Raw genomic sequence first — 20674 nt, forward strand, 5'->3', positions numbered from 1 at the left:
GTGCGATCAGGCTGGATGGACACAATGCGGCGCTGCGCGCGAAGTCTGTTGCTGTGCAGCCTTTTGCCGGTCTTCTGCCCGCTCTCGGCGGCAGCGCAGACCGGCACCGGAGCGGAATCCGCCGGCGCGCAGGCCACTCCACATACCAGGCTGGTGCGGGTGAAGGATCTGGCGACGGTCGAGGGAATTCGCGACAACCAGCTGGTGGGCTACGGTATCGTCGTGGGGCTGCGCGGTACCGGCGACAGCTCGCAGACCGTCTTTCCTGTGCAGACCCTGATCTCGGCTCTGCAGCGCATGGGAGTGAACCTGCAGCAATCCTCGCTGGCGGCCCAGATGCGGGTACAGAATATGGCGGCGGTCTTTGTGGCGGCGACGCTGCCGGCCTTTGCCGAGCCCGGCAACAAGATGGATATCACGGTCTCTTCGGCAGGGGATGCGCGGAGTCTCGAGGGTGGTCTGCTGCTGATGACCCCGCTCTACGGAGCCGACGGACAGATCTATGCCCAGGCACAGGGCCCTCTGGTGCTGGGCGGATATTCGGTCAGCAGCAATGGCAATGCCCGCTCGCTCAATCACCCGACGACGGGACGGGTTCCTTCGGGAGCGATTGTCGAGCGCGCCGTACCGCTCAATCTTTCGCAGTTGCGTCCTCTCTCATTGCTGCTGAACGACGCCGACTTCCGCACTGCGGAGAGGATGGCGGATGCCATCAATCACACGCTGGGGCGTGATCTGGCCCACGCGGTCGACAGCCGGAGAATTGTTCTCGCACCCCGCCCAGATGAGGATCTGCCGGCACTCCTTGCCCGTGTCGAAAGTGTGGAAACGGCGGTCTATCCGCGTGCGATTGTGGTCGTGAATGAACGCACGGGAACGGTGGTGATCGGGGGCGATGTGCGCCTGCAGCCGGTCTCGATTCTGCAGGGAGGGCTGATTGTGAATGTGGTAAGCCGGATGGAAGTGTCGCAGCCCAATGCGCTGGGGCAGGGAACGACCCAGGTCGTGCAGCAAACCTCGGTTCAGGCGCAGGATAAGCCGGCCAATCAGATCGAGCTGCACGAGGGAGCGACCGTCGACGACCTGGTGGAGCGCCTGCAGGAGATTGGCGCGACATCGAGGGACATCATCTCGATTCTGCAGGCGATGAAAGAGGCCCAGGCTCTGGATGCGGAACTGGAGGTGCTGTGATGGAGGCAAGCCGACTGACCGGTACCGGCGCTGCCGCCGGAGCCGCTGCGCCATACAATCCGAGGCTGAAATCGGCGGCGCACGAGTTTGAAGCCTCTCTGATGAAGGAGCTTCTGGAGCCGATGCAGCGGCACAGCCTGTTTTCTGACGGGGCGGACGGCCAGGAGGACGGAGACGACAGCCAGAATGCGCTAGCCAGCTTCGGGTCAGAGTCGATGGCAAAGGCTATCTCCGAGCGAGGCGGCTTCGGGATCGCCACGGAGATTCTGAAGCACTTCGAAAAGACCGGGGCGGCGGGCAAAGCGGAGCCGTCCCACGGAAGTGTGAGAACTGTCTCAGAGTCGAACATCAGAAATGACTAAAGTGCTTCCTCTCCCTTGCCGATGCAGGGATCAGAGAGAGGAGTTCGGAGTGTATGGACATTGGAAGTCAGTTTCAGGGAGTGCGGCAGGCAGAGGCTGTACCGGCGGCGGAGAGAGCTCAGGCGATAGAGACGCCGGCGACAGAAGTAGCCGGAGGATATCCGGCAACCGGTACGACGGCCAGTGATGAAGCACATCTGAGTGACGCAGCGGTTCTGGTGCATCAGGCGCTTGCGCTGCCCGATGTGCGCATGGACAAGGTGGAAGAGGTGCAGCAGGCATTGTCTGCAGGCACGTACAGCGTCAGCGCTTCGGCGGTGGCGGAGAAACTGATGGGTTCGATGCTGGAGAGGTGACGGGATGAACGCTCTGATGCTGGTCAACGAGACAATTGAAGCTCTGACGCGTGTCGACGCGGAAAGGCTGGAAGCCCTGGCGGAGGCGGCGATGCATCCGGTCTCGCCACCTCTGGCAGGAGAGCGGAAGGAAGTGATGACACGCAGCAGGGTACTGGCACGAATGCTGGGATATACGCGGCACAACCTCCGTCTGGCGGGAAGCAGACATCTGCCCGGAGATGAGCGGCGGAGTGCCTGGCCGCCCTTCCGGGGCTGAGCGGTACGGCGGCATTCCGGCGGCGCAACGACAGGGAACGAAGGACGGAGACTATGGCCACTCTCAATACCGCATTCAGCATTGCCACCGGAGCGCTCGATGCCGATCAGGCGGCGCTCGACATTGTCGCCAACAACACCGCAAATGCCTCGACGCCGGGATATACGCGCGAGGTGGCGAACTGGGAAGAGAACGATTCGGTCACGCTGAACGGAACCACTTATGGCGACGGAGCCATTGTGACCGGGCCGGTCTCGCAGCGGGACCGGGTGCTCGAGCAGAGCATGCAGCAGCAGACGCAGGCGGAGAGCGCCTCGGGCGCGCGGCTGACGGCGCTCGATCAGCTGCAGGAGCTCTTCTCCGACGCGACCTCCAATACCAGCAGCAGCAACAATACTGCGGACGGCATCGGAAATGACATCACGCAGTTCTTCGATTCGCTCTCCTCGCTCGAGGCAAGTCCGTCGGGCAACGCGGCGCGGCAGGGGGTTCTGAGCGCGGCGACGACACTCAGCGACGACTTCAACAGCGTGGCCTCGCAGCTCTCCGGCCAGCAGCAGGCGCTCGACCAGCAGAGCAGCGGCATTGCCGGCGAGGTGAATACGCTGACGCAGAATATCGCGGGCCTCAACCTCCAGATCGAGTCGACGAGTCCGAACAGCGATGCCGGCGTGCTCGAGGATCAGCGCCAGCAGGATCTGACCCAGCTCTCGCAGCTGATCGGATTCAACCAGATTCAGACCGAGGATAACGGCCTGACGCTGACCACCTCGAGTGGCGCGCTGCTGGTCTCCGGCGGCCAGTCGTATGCGATTACGACCGGCATGAAGAACGGGGTCACACACTTCTACGACGCGGCCAACGCCGATATCACCTCCGATCTGACCTCAGGCGGCGGGGAACTGGGCGGCATTCTCACAACGCGTGACCAGGACATTCCGCAGGCGCAGCATGCGCTCGATGAGCTGGCGTACTCGCTGGCATCTGCGGTCAATACACAGAACGAGGCCGGAACCGATCTGAACGGCAATGCGGGAACGGCGATCTTCAGCCTTCCGGGAACGGCGACGGCAGCGAATCCGGAGGGATCGGCGGCGAATCTGTCGGTCGTGATGAGCGATCCGTCTCTGGTGGCTGCAGCGGTTTCGGGCAATGGCTCGTCGGACAATACGAACGCGACGGCGATGGCGAATCTCGCCAGTGCGACGATCGTGGGCGGGGACACGGCGACGAGCTATTACTCGGCCTTTGTCACCGGCCTGGGCAGCCTGGTCTCCGAGGTTTCGACGGAGAATACGGCGCAGAACTCATCGCTGACGCAGCTGAACAATCAGATCGGCTCGCTCTCCGGCGTGAATCAGGACGAAGAGGCTGCGTCGCTGGAGGCCTTCGAGCAGTCGTATCAGGCGGCTTCGAAGATATTCACCATTCTCGATGAGGTAATGGTGTCGGCGCTGAATCTGGGTGTGGAGACCTCCATCAGCTAAACACAGATCGAGGCGCAGCGGATCAGGCAGAGCGGTACGGGGCAGAGACGGGAGAAACAGGGAGAAGCGAGGAGAAAGCGATGCGTGTGGATTCGCAGTATGTTTCCAATCTGACGGCGGCACTCGATGCGGCGACGGCCAATCAGGCGCAGATCAGCCAGGAGATCTCCGATGGCCGGCGGATCAATGCACTGAGCGATGATCCGGTGGCGGTGGGCAGCAACGTGCTGCTGAACGCGGAGCTGGGCGTCGAAGACACCTTTTCGCAGACGTCGGATGCGGTCGACAGCATGTTGCAGGTCAGCGACTCGGCGCTGGGAGGCGTGGTGAGCCAGCTGACCCAGGCGCTTTCGCTGGCGACGCAGGCCAACAACGGAACGCTGAATGCCTCCGATATTCAGTCGATCTCCTCGCAGCTGGGCAGCATTCTCAATGAGGTGGTGGCGCTGGCGAATACGACGTATCTGGGCCAGTATGTCTTCTCCGGCAGTCAGGGCAATACTCCCGCGTACTCTTCAACCGGCACATATCAGGGCGATACGGTGGTGAGCTATCTGGAGACGCCGAGCGGACAGAAGATTCAGCTTAATCTTCCCGGCAGTCAGATCTTCTCCGGCAGCGGAGGCAATGTGATGGCCGCGCTGAACAACCTGATTGCGGATTACTCCTCCGGCACGCCTTCGGCAACCGCGGCGGCGGATACCACGGCCCTGAACACGGCGATGACGTGGCTGAGTGCGCAGCGGGTCACGCTCGACAACTCGATGACGCGGCTTGAAGCGGCGCAGACCTACAACGGAACGCAGTCGGCCGATGCCGAGGCGGCGCAGACGAATCTGCTGCAGACGGATACGGCGCAGGCGGCGACACAGCTCAGCCTCGATGAGTCGCAGCAGTCGGCGATCTCGCAGACGATCTCGATCATCGAGAAAGAGGGCACTCTGTTCAACTATCTGTGACCTGAACCGATCACCGCACCGTTGTAACCGCTGTAACTGAGCCGCGAGCATGAAGTGCTGTGGCATGTATCAGGTGAAGTGACAGGATGAAATGACAGAATGCTAGGATGGGCGCATGCCTCCCCGTAAAGACAGCAGGAGCGTTCCTGCACCGCCGCCGCCATCCGGGAGTAAGGGGAATCAGCGGCGCAGGCCCGCAGCCGATAAGAAGTCTGCAAAGAGCGCGGATCGTACTCCGGCCGCTTCTTTGACCGGAGCGGCAGCAGCAGCAGCGGCGAGGGCGCATGAGACGCGCGACCTGGTGGTGCTGACCGGGCTCTCCGGTTCGGGCAAGGCCTCTGCGCTGAAGGCTTTTGAAGATCTCGGCTTTTACGCGGTCGACAATATGCCGATTGCGCTGATGCCGCGCTTTGCCGAGCTGGTGGCGCAGTCGGTCGAGATTCGGCGGGCGGCGCTGGTGGTGGATGTGCGCGAGGGGCAGAGCCTCGATCAGTTTGCTGCGATTCTGAAGGAAGTGCGGGAGATTCTGCCCACCTCGGTGGTCTATCTGGAGGCCTCGAAGCCGGCACTGCTGCGGCGGTTCTCCGAGACGCGGCGACCGCATCCGCTGGGGCGCGAGGAGATGGTGGCGCGGGCGATTCAGGCGGAGCGGAAGCTGCTCGATCCGATCCGGAATGTCGCCGATCTGATCGTCGATACCTCGAACTTCAATGTGCATGAGCTGCGCGCCTACATTCAGAACAAGTTCCGTCAGGACAGCGGCGGCAGCACACTGCTGGTCTCGTCGCTCAGCTTCGGCTACAAGAACGGTCTGCCGCTCGAAGCCGATCTGGTCTTCGATGTTCGCTTTCTGCCCAATCCTCATTTCGTGCCGGAGTTTCGTCCGCTGACCGGGAAGGACCCGGAGGTGATTCAGTACATCCTCAAGTTTCCGCAGACGAAGGAGTTTCTGGAGCGGGTGACGGAGATGCTGCTGTTTCTGCTGCCTCACTACATTCATGAGGGCAAGAGCTATCTGACGCTGGCCTTCGGCTGCACGGGCGGACAGCATCGCTCGGTGATGATTGCCGAAGAGATTGCGCGGCGGCTCTCGAATCAGGGGTATCGGGTCAAAACCGAGCACCGGGATATGCCCCGTTAAGCGCGTTTTCTTTTTGACCCTATAGGCGCGCTAAATCATTTGTTTTCAACATCTTACGAAGGTATTACTTCGGTTATCCCCGGCTATCCTGTTGTTTTTAAAAGAAATCATAGCTGTGAGGCCAGACAGAGATGCCCATCCGGTTTTCTCCTGTTTCCAGTATAAAAAACGGGGAAGAAATCCATTCCGGAATCTTTCTTCCGAAGTGCTTCTTCCGGAACAGGTTAGCGGTCAGGGGGCTTGACAGGTGCGTCCGGTCTCGTTGACACGAGAGGGGACGTGTTCCGCGGCTATGTCGCACAGGGGCTGAAGCCCTTTGGTTTTGAGGATGGGTTCGGCACGGCTAAAGCCGTGCCCTGATACAAAGCGATGACGCCTCCCACCTTAGCTTCTCCACCCCAGCGAACGTTGTTCGCCGGGGACCCCGGTTCGCGAAGGTGGGGGCACCCGGGCTCTGCAAGCACTCACCTCATGAGAAGCAAATGCAGATCCCTCGACTTCGCTCGGGATGACAAAGGGGAGAGATTCTCATTCCCATGTCCAAAAATCCGGACATGGAGCACCCTGGTGGTTTCGTGTTTTGGCGGAGCCGGGGCTAAAGCCCCTTTCTTCTTACATCTTTATTCACCGGGCTAAAGCCCGGTGCTTCTACCGGGTCTTGCTGACGCGAGAGGGGAAGTGTTCCGTGGCTGAGTCGCACAGGGGCTGAAGCCCTTTAGTTTTTGAGGCTGGTTCGGCACGGCTAAAGCCGTGCCCTGATACAAAGCGATGAAGCCTTCCCACCTTAGCTTCTCCACCCCAGCGAACGTTGTTCGCCGGGGACCCCGGTTCGCGAAGGTGGGGCACCCGGATTCTGCGAACACCCACCTCACGAGAAGCAAATGCAGATCCCTCGGCTTCGCTCGGGATGACAAAAGGAAGGGCTCGGAGATGAGAAGGGGAAGGTTTGGGATGAGAAGGCAGATTCGGGATGACAGGAGAAGGATTAAAGATGGCAAGCGGTATGCCGGGATGGCAAGGAGGGATTCACCGGCTGCCGGGCAGATGGGAGATGCCGGGCGGCGCGGAATCCCCTAGAATACGAGGATGCCTGATTCTTCCTGGTCTGAAACGGGGCGCGCGTGAAGCGAGTCTGGCGCCTGCTGTACTATGCGCGCCGGTACTGGCTGCAGAGCCTGGCGGCGGTGGTACTGGCCGCCGGGGTGGGACTTTTCGACGCCTTTCGTGTTTTTCTGGTCGGACCGATCTTCGACAATGTGCTGCACCCGGGGCAGACGGCCGGCAGCGTCAAACAGAATTCGCTGCTGACCGAGATCGGCGCCCGTTTCCATCTGCACATCACGCTGCAAAGCCTGGTCCCGAGCTGGATTCACAACGACTGGAGCGTGGTGGCGTTTGCCTTTGTGGTCTCGACGCTGCTCAAGGGCATCTGCGATTACATCGGCACCTATCTGGCGAATTATGCCGGCTTCGGCACCATTACCGATCTGCGCGACGACCTTTATGAGGCAATTCTGCGGCGGTCGGTCTCGTTCTTTCAGAAGCATGCGACGGGAACGCTGCTGTCGGCGCTGATCAACGACATTGAACGGGTGCAGTATGCCACCTCGTCGGTGCTGTCGGATTTTCTGCAGCAGATCTTCACGCTCTTTTTCACCGTCATTCTGGTGATCGCGCTGGGCGGGAAGCTGGCATGGATTCTGCTGCTGTTTGTGCCGGTGGTGATCGTGTCGATGCGGCGGATCGGCCGCGATGTGCGGCAGACGACGCGCAAAGGGCAGGACCGGCTGGCCGAGATCCAGAACATTTTACACGAGACGATCACCGGCAACCGCATCGTCAAAGCCTTCAATATGGAGTTCTGGGAGCTGCTGCGCTTTCGCCAGGCGGCACGGCGGCTCTTCCGCGCCAATCTGCGCTCGGTGCGGGCGCAGGCGATCAGCTCTCCTTTAATGGACTTTGTGGGAGCGGTGGCGATTGCGCTGCTGCTGCTGGTGGGACGCGGGCGCATTCAGAGCCACGCGATGACGGTGGGCACCTTTTTCGCCTTCATCGTGGCGCTGTTCAAGCTCTATGACCCGATCCGGCGATTTGCGCAGTACTACAACAGCTTTCAGCAGGCGCTGGGCGCATCGTCGGCGATCTTCGATTTTATGGACGCGCAGGATGAGGTGTGCGAGGCGCGTCATCCTCATGTGCTGAAGGGCTTTCGGGAGAGCATTGCGCTCGAGCATGTGAGCTTTGCATACAGCGACGATGAGGGCGAGAAGGAAGCGCTGCACGATATCAATCTGACGATCCGGCAGGGCGAGGTGCTGGCCCTGGTGGGGCCGAGCGGCGCGGGGAAGTCGACGCTGGTGAATCTGATTCCGCGCTTCTTCGATGCGACGGGTGGCAGGATTCTGATTGACGGGCACGAGCTGCGCGAGGTGAGTCTGGCTTCGCTGCGGGAACAGATCGGCAAGGTGACGCAGGAGACGATTCTGTTCAACGACACGGTGCGGAACAACATTGCGTACGGTCAGCCGGACGTCTCGTTCGCGCGCGTGCAGGAGGCGGCGAAGGCGGCGCTGGCGCATGACTTTATTCTGCGCATGCCGGACGGGTACGACACGCTGATCGGCGAGAAGGGCTTTCGGCTGTCGGGCGGTGAGCGGCAGCGGCTGGCGATTGCGCGGGCGATTCTGAAGAATGCTCCGGTGCTGATTCTGGACGAGGCAACGTCGGCGCTGGATACGGAGAGCGAATCGCTGGTGCAGGTGGCGCTGGGCAATCTGATGGCGGCGCGCACGGTGATCGTGATCGCGCACCGGTTGTCGACGGTGCGCCGGGCCAACAGAATTGTGGTGCTGGAAGGCGGGCGGATTACGGCGGTGGGATCGCATGAGGAGCTGCTGCAGATATCGCCCACGTATCAGAAGCTGTACCGGCTGCAGTTTATCGATATGGATGAAGCGATGACAGCGGAGCCGGCGCTGATGGGGAAAGCAGAGCTATGACGACGGCGGCGAAGACAGTGCATTCGATGACGGGGTACGCGCGCATTGCCGGGCGCGTCACAGAGACGCTGGGCTTTTCACTGAGCCTGAAGAGCGTGAATCACCGCTTTCTGGATCTGCACATGCGCATGCCGGGCGGAACGGATGCGCTGGAGATGAAGCTGCGGCGGGCGCTCAAGGAAAAGCTGATTCGCGGCCACGTGGAGGTAACGCTGAGCCTCGATCGCAGCCAGAAGGCCGAAGCCAGCTACGACGCGGCGCTGGTGGCCGGCTACATCGCCGCCTTCCGCACGGCGGCGAAGGAGCACGGACTGCGCGAGGAGCCGGATCTGAATGTGATCTTTCGGCTGCCGGGCGTGCTGACGGGGGACTCGCGGAACTCGGAAGAAGAGATGCAGACGATGGAAAAGGCCGTGCTGCCGGAGATCGACGGGCTGGTGGATGCGCTGAATGCGATGCGCGGCCAGGAGGGCGGCGTGCTGGCGGTGGATCTGCATGGCGGGATGGATCGGCTGCTGGTGCATGTGGAAGAAGTTGCGAAGCTGCGCGAGAACGTGCAGCAGGCCTATCTGGATCGCATTCAGACGCGGCTGCAGGCAGTGCTGAACAGCAGTCTCGACCAGGACCGGCTGCTGCAGGAGGTAGCGCTGCTGGTGGAGAAGAGCGATGTGGAAGAGGAAGTGACCCGGCTGCGGACGCACATCGATCACTTTCACGGGCTGCTGCATGCAGGCGGAGAAGTCGGCAAGCGGCTGGATTTTCTGCTGCAGGAGATGAACCGCGAGGCCAACACGCTGCTTTCCAAGACGGGCGGCGTTGCCGGAAATGGTCCACGCATAACGGAAACCGGCCTGGCGATGAAGTCGGAGATCGAAAAAGCCAGAGAACAGGTTCAGAATTTAGAATAACTGCCAGTAGAGAGGCAGGGCGTGCCCGATGAGAAGGGTCTGAAGAGCACCGGGGCTAAAGCCCCCCTTTCCTTTTCCGGCTATATTCACCGGGCTGAAGCCTGGTGCTTCTACCGAAAAGGCAGGTATCGCTTAAGGAGAAGCGCACACACTTGGCTGGTATTTTATTCATCATTTCGGCGCCATCGGGATCGGGGAAATCGACGCTGGTGAACCAGCTGCGGTCGCTGGTCAACGGACTGGAATTTTCGGTCTCGTACACGACGCGGCCGCCGCGCGGATCGGAAGAAGAGGCCCGCGAGTATCACTTCACGACGCGGGAAACGTTTCAGCAGATGATCGAGGCCGGCGAGTTTCTGGAGTATGCCGATGTCTTTGGTAACTACTACGGAACGGCGCGGCAGACTCTGGACGATGCCTTTGCGCGGGGGCGCGATCTGCTGCTGGATATCGACGTGCAGGGCGCGACGCAGGTGCGGGCAAAGGTTCCGGAGGCGGTGAGCATCTTTGTGGTGACGCCGAGTCCGGAGATTCTGGCGATGCGGCTGAGGAACCGGAGCCGGGCCGAGGGGAAGATTCAGGACGAGATTATCGAGCGGCGTTTGGCGAAAGCAAAACAGGAGATTGAGAATTACCGCGAATATGGCTATATTCTCGTCAACGATATTCTCGACCGGGCCGTGGAAGAACTGGCAGCCATTGTGACGGCGGAGCGCGTGCGCCGTCAGGGCGGCGAAATCACGGCGGATACGGAACGGCTGATCCGGCTGGCGGAAGGATGCAGGCAAAAGAACGCTGAGGCGCGGATTCGGCCGGTACTGGAGAAGTTCGGGGTGACGCCGGTGCACGTCTGACAGGCGGCTGCCGGGGCCGGACGGGGAGATCGGGTTCAGAAGGCCAGGGGAGCAGAGATGGGCATACAACAGGAGTTCGACAGTAATTTCCGTTATGTGCTGGTGGCGGCGCGCCGGGCACGGCAGCTTCAGAACGGTTCTCAGCCACTGATTTCAGCGCGATCGACAAAGGCGTGCAAGGTGGCGCAGGAAGAGATCGCAGCCGGGAAAGTGGCGTATGTGCGGCATGAGAACACTCCGATTGTGAAACCGGAGATCGCTTCGCCGGATGTACCGCGGTTCGTGATCTCGTAACAACAGGCATCGTTGAGCGCGGGTAGAATGACCGCATGGTCATTCATACCTTTGCGTTCCGGTGGAAGCCGGGTGTTACGACAGAACAGAAGCAGCGCGTGATCGACGAGATTCGAGCGCTTCAGGGACAGATTCCGGGGCTGGACGAGACATGGGTGGGAACGAATCTCTCGCCGCGGTCGCTGGGCTATGAGCTGGGCGGGGTGATGAAGTTCACGGACCTGGCTTCGCTCGAAGCGTATCACGGACATCCGGTGCATCAGCGGCTGCTGAGCTGGCTGGTGCCGCTGGTCGATCCGGTCGAGGTCGATTTCGAGGTCTGATCGCCGCGGGTAGCAAACAGCGGCGATTCGGTAAATTCGGGGACATTCAGCAGAATCAAAGGCCTGCCGGCGATGGCGGGCCTTTTGTTTTGCTTTCATTTTTCCTGCGTTTTCTTTGTTTCCTTTACGATTTGTTTTGCAGGAAGCCGGATGCCGACGATATAGTGCTGCTGGTCTTCAGCGGAATGATCTGAACCGGAAAGAGAGACACGAACCTGATGCAGCGGAGAGACTTTCTGAAAGGCGGCGCTGCCGCGGCCGGCGTGCTCGGGATCGGCACCGGCGCGGCGCAGGGCATTGTGCCTGCCCATAACTGGAGTAAGTACGACTTTGGATCGGGGCCGGCGGTAAAAGACCGGCTGAACCAGGGGCCCTTTCCGCAGTATCCGCCGGATGCGGTGATACCGAGCGACGAGGTGGTGATGACCACGACGCCTTCGGACGAGGTGGTGCCGAATTACGGCAAAGGGCTGGTCACCTACATTACGGCGGACATGGGAACCGAAGAGATCAAGTCGGACAACGTGTCGAAGGGGATCGAGGATCTGGTGAACTTTCCGCTGGGGCAGAAGCTGTATATCCGTCCCACCTGGCGGGAGGTTCAGCCCCGGCCGGGACGGCTGGAGCTGCCGGATTACGTGAAGCTGGTCTTCGATCTGGCGAAGAAGAGCGGCAAGCAGGTGGGGCTGCGCATTCAGATGTCCGCGCCGGACTACTGGCACGCGCCGGCGCTGCCGGATTTTGTGCTGGAGCGGGTGCCGAAGGTGGATCTGGTGCTGAACGATCCGAAGGATCAGGCGGCGGGAGCGCGCTTTGTGAAGAATCCTTACTCGCGGTATCAGCCGCGCTTCGACGATCCCTTCTTTCAGCAGTGTTTTCGCGAGCTGGTGGGACAGTTGGCGGCGGAGTTCGACGGCAATCCGTCGGTCGAGTTTATCGACACCTTCATGTACGGGTTCTGGGGCGAGGGGCATACGTGGCCCTTCAGCAACAATCCCTTTCCCGATTACCAGACGGCGGAGCGCACGTGGATGGACATGCTCGAAGTGCAGCTCGATAACTTTAAGAAGACACCGCTGCTGACCAACACGCAGCCGGACTTCAGCCGGGTAGGGAACTCGGAGATGCTGGACTGCACGGTGCGGAGCAATAACTGGATTCGCAGCGACACGATTTTTATCGAGAACGAACAGATCGAGGCGCTGAGCAACCGGCCGCCGTGGATTGGAGCGCTGCTCGAGCAGGGGCTTCCGGGCAAGCCGGCGGACCCGAAGGCCAGCGTCGAGGGCATCTCTCCGGCAGAGAACATGATTGCCCATGTGATGGATATCGGGGCGAATTACTGGTCGCTGTGGAACTTTCATCAGATCAGCGCACAGAATCTGGCGGGCTACTACCAGGCGTATCCGGCGTGGTTCGACCGGATCAACCGGAAGATCGGGTATCGCGTGCGGCCATCGTTCATCTGGGGCTATGAGGCCGATGGCTATACGGGGCTGATTATCGGCTTTGCGAATGACGGCATTGCCGGGGTTCCGGGCGTGCTGCGGGTGACGGTGGAGAGCGAGGACGGCAAGCCGCTGCGGAGCGGCTGTCTCGATCCGGGGTATCCGCTGCCGGGGAAGATTCGTCAGGCGCAGATCGTGCTGCCGAAGGGAACGAAGTGGCAGGGGCTGAAACTGAAAGCGGAGATCGAGGTGAAGGAGATGCGCTATCCGGTGCGCTGGGCCTGCCACCAGCAGCTCAATGAGGACGGCTCACTCACGCTGCGCGCGAACCTGCGGCAGGAGGTCTGAGGCTGCGGTGATCTGAAGGCTGTTCGGCAAAAAGGCCCGCTGATGCGGGCCTTTTTGCCTGCGGTATCCAGCCGGAATGGCGTGCTATTCCTTTTCGTGTTTGTTGTGGGAAACGCTTAGCGGATATGAAGCGATCAGATACTTACCCTCGTCCCTGCTGACCGGAGTTACTTCCAGCGTGTAACCTGCCGTAACATGCTGTGCGAGATAGAAATAAGTTTTTCCCGCCTTCGCATCGAGCTGTATCGGCACCACGATTTTTGTTTCGCGATGGAAGCCGGAGGATTTTGTCTGCCGGTAGTAAGGCAGCGCGGCACAAATGTGGTGTTCTCCCGGATTGATGGAGACCGAAAAGTACGAATTGCCACGATCGGCGCCCACCCACGTTCCGTCAATTCCGAATAACATGGAGTCGGCGACGCCAACGACGGCAACTCTTTCCTGAATGAAGTAAATCAGTGCTTTTCCGGAATCAGGCTGCGCTAGTGAGTGCCGGGAGTTGTCCAGCTTCACCTTGAACGTGTCGTACCTGGGACCACAGGATGGAGGAAGAGGGCCGTCTAACGGAGCCTGGGCAGATGCTGATATCAATGCAGCGAAGAGAAATGCAACGAACGCTATGATTTTCATAGTCTTTCCTGTGAAGGGTAATTCTCCTGCTGTGGGAAGACTGCGACATACCGATTTTAGTTTCATGCGGATGACGTAAAACGCGAAACGCCATAACACCCCCGGATAACTCCATGATTGCCGCAGTCAGATTCTGTTCAGACGGGATTGCTCTTCACATTGTATGAGCGCGTTGGCCGTCGCAGGCAGGAGGAACTATTCATCCCAGTCGTGCTCGGCCGGAAGGCCGTGGCTGAGACGCGCATCGTTGACGGCTTTTCGCAGAAAGATGGTTTTACCTTCGGTATATCGCGGCATGTCGTCGCCGTATGCGGTTGCCAGTTCCATCTTCAGCGCCTCGTAGGCGCGGGCGACGTCAGGGCGACGGATCAGCCAGTCACGGAGCAGCAGCTCATTTTTGACGGGCCAGGCGGGCGCAACGACCAGGTGGAGATGCCAGGCGAGGTTCGTATCTGCGGCTGTTCTCCGGAAGAAGCGCCGTTTGAAGAAACCTGCATCGATCCTGCGGTACTTTGCGGCTGCAAGCTGCTCGCTCAGCGCGTCCGCCTGCTCAAGAGAGGCGACGGGCGTCATCATGTCAATGATGGGTTTCGCGCTGAGTCCGGGAACGGCGGTGCTCCCGTAATGCTGAAGCTCATCGGCCAGGGGGCCAAGGAAGGACCGCAGCCGCGCACGCTCCCGCGAGAAATATTCCGGCCAGGACGGGTCCGGAGAGACGATGGAGACATGGCCGAGCGCCCGTCTCGCCTGTGCGGGATCGTGCATTTGGTTAGTGTAGTGAATTGCGGGAATATCCCGCATGATGGCTGGAAGGGATGTCCAGGTGTGTGCAGAATCCGCGTCTGAGTCCAGACACTTAGGGTGCGCGCAAGGCAGGCTGTAGGGCAAAGGATGGAGCAGATTGCAACGAGGAAATGCAGATCCTTCGACTACGCGACCTGCGGTCGCTTCGCTCAGGATGACAGGAATCAGGATTTGTAGCCTTTTGTTTGGCTCTCATGTCCGAAAATCCGGACATGGGGCACCCGGCACTCGCACCATGCGTCCGGCGGCCAGACGATTTCTTCGGCAGGCGCATCCAATAACGTACGCGGATTTAATAAACGCGTGGATTGGATGAGCGGATTCGTTGCATGCGGGCCGGGCTGGGGTTTTCCGAAAACAGGATTGGCACGGAGGGAAACAGCGCTCGCTTCCATTTCCGTTTTCCATTTCGATTCGTACTTCCTCTGTCCCTGTGGAGAGGGGGTGTACTATATGGTTAATCTGAGAAGCCGTGTGAAGCAGATTTTCATGACAAGACGGATGTGTATCGATGGATTTTTTGCGGACTCCATCGTTGCGGGGCGCATCCTTCTGCTGTTCACGGCGCTTCTGCTTCTCGTGATGCCGTGGACGGAATCTTACTGGCATTTCGACGGGTTTTTGCGCGGCGGTCAGGACCTTGAGCTGGGCCTTCTGGCTCTGATCACGATTTTTTCTCTGATCCTCGTACTCTCCCGCCATCGGAAAGTAAGAATGGCTTTTCTGTTTGCCATCGCGCAGATGCTCTCCTTCGCCCTGCAGACGAGGGAAGCAGCCGCGTTGAAGCGCGGAGGCACTGCGGTTTTACAGGTCAGACCTGATCGATGGACCGCGCCTGCCACGTATAACGCACCGATTCAAATCTGATCCAGCCCATCAGGCGAACCGAATGGCTCGTTCGAGTCATGCACGTTTCCGCAACCGAATCGTGGCCTCCGCGATTCGTTCCTGGAGAAGATATGCACACATCCGAAGTTCTGAAAGCGTGGTCCACGATCCTGTCGGGCCGCGCCCCATCGCTTTCCATTGAAATTACGAAAGAGTGCCCTTTGCGCTGTCCGGGATGCTATGCGTTCGATGCGGCTCATCTTGGAGGCGGGACCGGGCTTCGTCAGCTCTCGGACTTTAAGGGCGATGAGCTGGTGCGGAGGGTGCTGGCGGTAATCGATGAGTACAGGCCGCTCCATGTCTCGCTGGTGGGGGGCGACCCGATGGTTCGCTATCGGGAGCTGGACGCGCTGCTGCCGCAGATCGCGAGCCGGGGGGTGCATACGCAGGTGGTGACGAGCGCCTTCCGGGAGATTCCGCCGGCCTGGAAGGAACTGAGCAGGGTCAACGTGGTGGTGTCGATCGACGGGCTGCAGCCGGAGCATGACGCGCGGCGCAAACCGGCGACGTATGAGCGCATTCTGCGGAACATTGCGGGCGCGCGGGTGACGATCCACTGCACGATTACTTCGCAGATCGCGGACCGGCCGGGGTATCTGGATGAGTTTCTCCGCTTCTGGAGCGGGCGTCCTGAGATCGCGAAGGTCTGGTTCAGCCTGTTTACGCCGCAGGTGGGCGCGACGGACGCGGAGGTGCTGACGGCGGCTCAGAGAGCATCGGTGGTGGCGGAGCTGAGGGTGCTGCGGCGTAAATATTCCATTCTGGATATGCCTGATATGGTCATCGATGAGATCGCTTCTCCCCCGGGGAGTCCTGGCGAATGCATTTTTGCGAGGACGACCACGACTCTGTCGGCCGATCTGACGACGAAGATCACGCCCTGCCAGTTTGGAGGGAAGCCCGACTGCCGGCAGTGCGGCTGCATCGCTTCAATGGGGCTGGCGGCGGTGGGGCATTACAGGCTGGTGGGGCCGCTGACGGCGGGACAGATCTTTATGGCTTCAGACCGGGTGGGGAAGGGATGGCGCAGATTGCACAGGGCGGTGTCGCGAAAGCCCGTTTCTGCTGGCGAGCCGAGTCCTTTCAGGATACTTTAAGGCAAAATCAGGATTCCTGTACCCTGAAAGACTCTGTGCTTTGTTAAGGAAATCGATACCTGAAACAGGGTGGTCCGGGGGAGAGCGGTCGTGATTTTGCTCCAGCGCGAAGGGTTGCAGGGATGAAGATTCAGGAAGAGGAGTATGCATTGGCGGAAAACGAAGACCGGACAGAGCTGAGGCTGAGGCGGGAGATTGTTCTGTTCAGCAAGCTGCTTTATCGCCAGGGATGTATGCCCGGCACGTCGGGGAATCTCTCCGTCAGGCTGGACGCGGAGCGTTTGCTGATTACGCCTACGGGCGTCAGCAAGTTTCTGCTGAAGGCGGCGGACCTGGTGGTTGTCGATTTTGACGGCAGGCAGATCAGCGGATCGCGGAAGGTGACGAGCGAGCTGAACATGCATCTGGCCATCTACCGGCACCGGGACGATGTGCAGGCGGTGGTCCATTCTCATCCGCCGTACGCCACGGCCTTTGCCTGCGCGGGGCGGGGGCTGGAGGAGATGCTGTGCCAGGAAGCGGTGATGACGCTGGGGGTTGTTCCTTTGGCGGGATACGCCACGACGGGGACAGGGGATGTGGCGGCCAGCCTGGTCTCGTATATTCCGCATTATGACGCGGTGCTTCTGGCGAATCATGGCGCGGTGAGCTATGGGTGCTCGCTGCCGGATGCGTTTCAGAAGATGGAGACGGTCGAACACCTGGCGCATGTGGCCTTCGTTGCGAACCAGCTTGGAACTCCGCGGGCGCTGAAGGAAGAGCAGATCGAGCAGCTTCTGGTGGCAAGGTTCAGGTATCTGCAGAATGCGCAGTGAGCAGGGCCAGCCGGGCGGCTACTTCGCCGGTTTGGCGCGCATGTTGACGTCGTTCGGGCTGCAGGCGGGACTCTTCCAGCGGTAGTCGACGAGCGATGTGCTGGTGGTGGTTTGTCCGTTCCGGATGATGTCGATCAGCGCTTTGCCCGTCATGTGTTCCATGCCGTCGAAGGTGAGGGTGACTTTTCCCTTCATCTGGAGGGTCCTCAGCGCGCAGCTCATGGAGTAGCTGGCGCCGCCGGAGGTGACGGTGAGCTCCTGGATGGTGCAGCTGGGGTTTCGCGTCAGCGCTTTCTCCCACATTTCGTCGTTGAGGCAGAAGAGCGTCGGCTCGGATTCGGCGCTGGAGCTGGTGACGGCCCACTCGCCGGAGCGGAGGGGAAATTTTTGCTGCGCAGAGCAGGACACGCCCGCGGTGAGGGCGATCATGCTCAGAATCATCCAGTGGGGAATCCTCATCCTGCCTCCTGAAAGTGCACTCCGATTAGGAAGCAAGGACGTTCGGGTGTCAATGGAATAAAGAGGGGTGGAATGCGTTAGATTTTGGCGGTCGTTCAAATACCGCTGGGTTATCACTGCGGTTCCCCTTCATTACCGGCCTGATATGCGTTGCACTCGCACGTCCTTTTGTTTCAGACATGGATTCGCGGACCACAATCGTTCCGGAATAGAAGCGTTCGGTGGTGAGGAGCTATATGCGTCGATGGGGAAGCGACTAGAGTTATGTAAGCGCTCGGGACTATCTTTTACCCTTGAGCTAAGAGAGGGTTGAAAAAATGTTAATGTTAAGCTGAACCAACTGCTTTGTGAGTGTCTCAAAGGCCAATGACGCGGTTCCAGTCTGAGATATACATGTATATGCGCTGGAATTCGCTGGGTAAGAGCATCCTGTTATGCGCGATGAAGTTGCGGCACTTCTCCAACTCATCCATACGCTGCTTCAACCAGTGCTGCGTCGGAACAACATCTTTAAAAATGTCCCATTTGGCGATAATGATTTGCGCGAGATGGCCGAAATCCACAAACCCTAGAAGATCAGATTTTTCTCCTTCTAGCCATGAGTCTTTCAAAGCTGCGTCTCTTCGTGATTCAGCATGCTCCTTGATTTTGGGAGGTAACTTATCTGACCAGTTAACGCCTTCTTCCTCAACTAATGCCTCTCTGATGAAGTCACGGATTTCATTCTCGAAGCAGAACAGGACTGCGAAAAGTCGTGCCATCTCGAGCGCATTATTCCGACGGGCTATACCAAAGGGAGCTAGTGCTTCTTTTAATAGGTTTTCTTCAGCATCTGAAGAGTTAGCGCCGATCTGAATTCCGGCGAGCCGAAACTGCTCAGACTCAGCTTCAAACATGAGGCCTCGGAACAGAAACTCCCGCACCTCGCTACTTTTCAAGGAGGTGCTCCTTCAACGATTTGAAGATGGAATTGTAAACTTCAACGTCTTTGGTCGCGGGAAGGTGAATCTGGATGTTGTAGTGCAACCCAGACACCCCATGGTCCACACCGTTTGGATGTGGCGAAGGTTCCACTTCAACTTTCCTTTCTGGCTCCTTACCCCCTGACAAGTTCGTCGGTTTTTTAGAAAGATCAGCCAGATTCAGAAGCCCCAGAAACGTCTTCGTCATCAAACCTGCTACATGATCACTCGCGTTGTGGAAACTCTTGAACTTACCTTCAATTGCATTTTTGTCGGACTGTGTCGGGTGTTCTTTGATCAGAAATATATCTCCGTATGCATCTCGGAGGGTCTCACCCATTATTTGCTTCGAGCGGGAGTGATCGCGGTAGTCGTTATATCGTTGGGTGGGCTTACCCTCAGATGATAGGAAGCCAAGCGATTTGAGCAGCGAAATAAAACCTCGGTCGTTAGTGGACGTAAACCCCCAATCTTTAAGCAGTTGATTTGAGAATCTCTCTGGTGCTTGACCATCCCGAATTTTATTAAAGATATCTGGGATACGATTAATGGGCAATACATAAGAACTGCTTAGGGCCATTACATCCTCACTGACATATCTTTTCGAAATCGAGCAGAATCATATCATTTCCCTCTGATAGTGCTTCGATCTGGCTCAAGAGGGTTGTAATTGATCTCAGTCATCACGAATTGGCTTGGCGTTGAGTTAGTTTCATTTGCAGACGTTGGCTAGTCGTTTAAACTTGGCTTTCCACCAGGATGACCGGTTGACGGGCGGCGTAGAATCAAGCCTATGAAGGTCACGGTTGGGGTTTCCGGCGGGATTGCGGCGTACAAGGCCGCGGAGCTGGTGCGGGCGCTGCAGCAGCAGGCGCTCGATGTACATGTGGTCATGACAGAAGGCGCGCAGCGGTTTGTGCAGCCGCTGACCTTTGCCGCTCTGACCGGGCACAAGGTCATTACCAGTCTGTGGGCTGGCGGTTCGGACGCGGGCGCGGGGTTGGGCGCGGATTCCATCTCGCATTCGGGCTCGGACGAGGCGGCGCTGGCGTCGGCGATCGAGCATATCGATGCCGCGCAGACGACAGACGCGCTGGTGGTGGCTCCGGCGACGGCGGATGTGCTGGCGAAGTTTGCGCACGGCATTGCCGATGACTTTCTGACCACCTTATATCTGGCGACGACGGCGCCGGTGATCGTGGCTCCCGCAATGAATGTGAATATGTGGAACCATGCGGCGACGCAGGCGAATGTGGAGACGCTGGCAGAGCGGCATGTGAAGATCGTGGCTCCCGATGCGGGGTACCTGGCGTGCGGGATGGTGGGCGCGGGACGGCTGGCGGAGACCTCGTCGATTGTGGAGGCGGTGCTGAGCGTGCTGCACCGGCGCAACGATCTGGCGGGCGAGACGGTGCTGATTACAGCGGGCGGAACGCGCGAGGCTCTGGACCCGGTGCGGTTTCTGGGCAACCGGTCGAGCGGCAAGATGGGCTACGCGCTGGCGGAGGCGGCGGAGCGGCGCGGAGCGAGGGTGATTCTGGTGACGGCGCCGACGGCGCTGCGGCCTCCGGCAAATGTGGAAGTGGTTCCGGTGGTGACGACAGAGGAGATGCGGCACGCGGTGCTGGGGCGCGTGGATCAGGCGTCGGTGGTGATCAAGGCGGCGGCGGTGGCGGATTACAAGCCGAAGATGAAGGCCGATCAGAAGCTGAAGCGGAAGGGCGGGCTGACGCTGGAGCTGGAGCCGACGGAGGACATTCTGGCGGAGGTGGCGCAGCGTCGTCATCCGGAGATGCTGGTGGTGGGCTTTGCGGCGGAGACGGAAAATCCCGTGGTCCATGGGCGCGACAAGCTGCTGCGCAAGGGCGCGGATGCGATTGTGCTGAATGACGTGTCGCGCGAGGGGATCGGCTTCGATTCGGACCGGAATGCGGTGACGTTTCTGACGCGGGATACGGCGATCGATCTGCCGGAGATGTCGAAGCGGGAGCTGGCGGACCGGATTCTGGAAGAGGTGATCGCGCTGCGGCGGCCGTCGCTGGTGATGTCGGAGACGTAGAGAAACAGGTCGCAGGGCACAGGTCGCAGGG

General features: G+C 59.6%; 22 protein-coding genes. 17 read left to right on the plus strand and 5 right to left on the minus strand.

All coding sequences use genetic code 11. The features are described 5' to 3' along the window. The first annotated feature begins 63 nt into the window (after nucleotides 1-63). From D0Y96_RS04605 to D0Y96_RS04665, 13 genes are all read left to right on the plus strand, one after another. On the plus strand, nucleotides 64-1191 hold the full coding sequence (locus D0Y96_RS04605; RefSeq protein WP_350448965.1) for a flagellar basal body P-ring protein FlgI: 1128 nt from the start codon (nucleotides 64-66) through the stop codon (nucleotides 1189-1191). Beyond that, entirely contained in the window at nucleotides 1191-1553 is a 363-nt protein-coding gene (locus D0Y96_RS04610) for a hypothetical protein (protein ID WP_117298192.1), read from the plus strand. The genes D0Y96_RS04605 and D0Y96_RS04610 overlap by 1 nt, the downstream gene beginning before the upstream one ends. A 53-nt stretch (nucleotides 1554-1606) precedes the next feature. Further along, nucleotides 1607-1909 carry a flagellar biosynthesis anti-sigma factor FlgM gene (gene flgM / locus D0Y96_RS04615; protein ID WP_117298193.1) on the plus strand — a complete coding sequence of 101 codons (303 nt, stop codon included), beginning with the start codon at nucleotides 1607-1609 and terminating at the stop codon, nucleotides 1907-1909. A 4-nt stretch (nucleotides 1910-1913) separates the two neighbouring features. Further along, the gene (locus tag D0Y96_RS04620) at nucleotides 1914-2168 is read left to right on the plus strand and encodes a hypothetical protein (RefSeq protein ID WP_117298194.1); all 255 of its coding nucleotides are present in this window, start codon (nucleotides 1914-1916) and stop codon (nucleotides 2166-2168) included. A gap of 53 nt (nucleotides 2169-2221) precedes the next feature. Then, nucleotides 2222-3655 (plus strand): flagellar hook-associated protein FlgK, encoded by a 1434-nt coding sequence (gene flgK / locus D0Y96_RS04625; RefSeq protein ID WP_117298195.1) that lies wholly within the window; start codon nucleotides 2222-2224, stop codon nucleotides 3653-3655. Nucleotides 3656-3735: 80 nt separating this feature from the next. After that, nucleotides 3736-4614: a flagellin N-terminal helical domain-containing protein gene (locus tag D0Y96_RS04630; RefSeq protein ID WP_117298196.1), complete on the plus strand. Its 879-nt coding sequence runs from the start codon at nucleotides 3736-3738 to the stop codon at nucleotides 4612-4614. Nucleotides 4615-4729: 115 nt separating this feature from the next. Beyond that, on the plus strand, nucleotides 4730-5755 hold the full coding sequence (rapZ, locus tag D0Y96_RS04635) for an RNase adapter RapZ (RefSeq protein ID WP_117298197.1): 1026 nt from the start codon (nucleotides 4730-4732) through the stop codon (nucleotides 5753-5755). Between the two features lie 1121 nt (nucleotides 5756-6876). Further along, a complete protein-coding gene (locus D0Y96_RS04640) occupies nucleotides 6877-8754 on the plus strand; it encodes an ABC transporter ATP-binding protein (protein WP_117298198.1) in 1878 nt (625 codons plus the stop codon). Continuing rightward, nucleotides 8751-9662, plus strand: coding sequence for a YicC/YloC family endoribonuclease (locus D0Y96_RS04645; protein WP_117298199.1), 912 nt, complete (start codon nucleotides 8751-8753; stop codon nucleotides 9660-9662). Before D0Y96_RS04640 ends, D0Y96_RS04645 begins: the two co-directional genes overlap by 4 nt. A 152-nt stretch (nucleotides 9663-9814) precedes the next feature. After that, the gene (gene gmk, locus D0Y96_RS04650) at nucleotides 9815-10516 is read left to right on the plus strand and encodes a guanylate kinase (protein ID WP_117298200.1); all 702 of its coding nucleotides are present in this window, start codon (nucleotides 9815-9817) and stop codon (nucleotides 10514-10516) included. Nucleotides 10517-10573: 57 nt separating this feature from the next. Then, a complete protein-coding gene (gene rpoZ, locus D0Y96_RS04655) occupies nucleotides 10574-10810 on the plus strand; it encodes a DNA-directed RNA polymerase subunit omega (RefSeq protein ID WP_117298201.1) in 237 nt (78 codons plus the stop codon). Nucleotides 10811-10845: 35 nt separating this feature from the next. Then, nucleotides 10846-11133 carry a Dabb family protein gene (locus D0Y96_RS04660; protein ID WP_117298202.1) on the plus strand — a complete coding sequence of 96 codons (288 nt, stop codon included), beginning with the start codon at nucleotides 10846-10848 and terminating at the stop codon, nucleotides 11131-11133. A gap of 218 nt (nucleotides 11134-11351) precedes the next feature. Then, on the plus strand, nucleotides 11352-12929 hold the full coding sequence (locus tag D0Y96_RS04665) for a twin-arginine translocation signal domain-containing protein (RefSeq protein WP_117298203.1): 1578 nt from the start codon (nucleotides 11352-11354) through the stop codon (nucleotides 12927-12929). Between the two features lie 84 nt (nucleotides 12930-13013). On the opposite strand, the gene D0Y96_RS04670 is transcribed toward D0Y96_RS04665, so the two are convergent. Together D0Y96_RS04670 and D0Y96_RS04675 are read right to left on the minus strand one after the other, a co-directional pair. Continuing rightward, nucleotides 13014-13442, minus strand: a complete 429-nt coding sequence (locus D0Y96_RS04670) for a hypothetical protein (protein ID WP_158562212.1) — start codon at nucleotides 13440-13442, stop codon at nucleotides 13014-13016. A 312-nt stretch (nucleotides 13443-13754) separates the two neighbouring features. Further along, nucleotides 13755-14360 carry a GrpB family protein gene (locus D0Y96_RS04675; RefSeq protein WP_117298205.1) on the minus strand — a complete coding sequence of 202 codons (606 nt, stop codon included), beginning with the start codon at nucleotides 14358-14360 and terminating at the stop codon, nucleotides 13755-13757. Nucleotides 14361-14675: 315 nt separating this feature from the next. Here D0Y96_RS04675 and D0Y96_RS04680 point away from each other — a divergent pair, with 315 nt between their 5' ends. The 3 genes from D0Y96_RS04680 (at nucleotide 14676) to D0Y96_RS04690 (ending at nucleotide 17163) form a co-directional block, all read left to right on the plus strand. Beyond that, the gene (locus D0Y96_RS04680) at nucleotides 14676-15230 is read left to right on the plus strand and encodes a hypothetical protein (RefSeq protein WP_215601608.1); all 555 of its coding nucleotides are present in this window, start codon (nucleotides 14676-14678) and stop codon (nucleotides 15228-15230) included. A 92-nt stretch (nucleotides 15231-15322) separates the two neighbouring features. Further along, the gene (locus D0Y96_RS04685; protein ID WP_117298207.1) at nucleotides 15323-16348 is read left to right on the plus strand and encodes a radical SAM protein; all 1026 of its coding nucleotides are present in this window, start codon (nucleotides 15323-15325) and stop codon (nucleotides 16346-16348) included. A 122-nt stretch (nucleotides 16349-16470) separates the two neighbouring features. Beyond that, complete coding sequence (locus D0Y96_RS04690) at nucleotides 16471-17163, plus strand: class II aldolase/adducin family protein (RefSeq protein WP_252263492.1); 693 nt, start codon at nucleotides 16471-16473, stop codon at nucleotides 17161-17163. Nucleotides 17164-17181: 18 nt separating this feature from the next. Here D0Y96_RS04690 and D0Y96_RS04695 read toward each other — a convergent pair whose 3' ends face one another. The 3 genes from D0Y96_RS04695 to D0Y96_RS04705 all read right to left on the minus strand — a co-directional run bounded on the left by D0Y96_RS04695 (nucleotide 17182) and on the right by D0Y96_RS04705 (nucleotide 19164). Further along, nucleotides 17182-17622 (minus strand): DUF3617 domain-containing protein, encoded by a 441-nt coding sequence (locus D0Y96_RS04695; RefSeq protein WP_117298208.1) that lies wholly within the window; start codon nucleotides 17620-17622, stop codon nucleotides 17182-17184. Nucleotides 17623-17978: 356 nt separating this feature from the next. After that, nucleotides 17979-18560 carry a Swt1 family HEPN domain-containing protein gene (locus tag D0Y96_RS04700; RefSeq protein WP_199480179.1) on the minus strand — a complete coding sequence of 194 codons (582 nt, stop codon included), beginning with the start codon at nucleotides 18558-18560 and terminating at the stop codon, nucleotides 17979-17981. Further along, nucleotides 18550-19164: a DUF5343 domain-containing protein gene (locus tag D0Y96_RS04705; RefSeq protein ID WP_117298209.1), complete on the minus strand. Its 615-nt coding sequence runs from the start codon at nucleotides 19162-19164 to the stop codon at nucleotides 18550-18552. Before D0Y96_RS04705 ends, D0Y96_RS04700 begins: the two co-directional genes overlap by 11 nt. A 213-nt stretch (nucleotides 19165-19377) precedes the next feature. Here D0Y96_RS04705 and coaBC point away from each other — a divergent pair, with 213 nt between their 5' ends. After that, nucleotides 19378-20643 carry a bifunctional phosphopantothenoylcysteine decarboxylase/phosphopantothenate--cysteine ligase CoaBC gene (gene coaBC / locus D0Y96_RS04710; RefSeq protein WP_117298210.1) on the plus strand — a complete coding sequence of 422 codons (1266 nt, stop codon included), beginning with the start codon at nucleotides 19378-19380 and terminating at the stop codon, nucleotides 20641-20643. The last annotated feature ends 31 nt before the right edge of the window (nucleotides 20644-20674 follow it).

It is taken from the genome of Paracidobacterium acidisoli, from assembly GCF_003428625.2.
GTDB lineage: Bacteria > Acidobacteriota > Terriglobia > Terriglobales > Acidobacteriaceae > Paracidobacterium > Paracidobacterium acidisoli.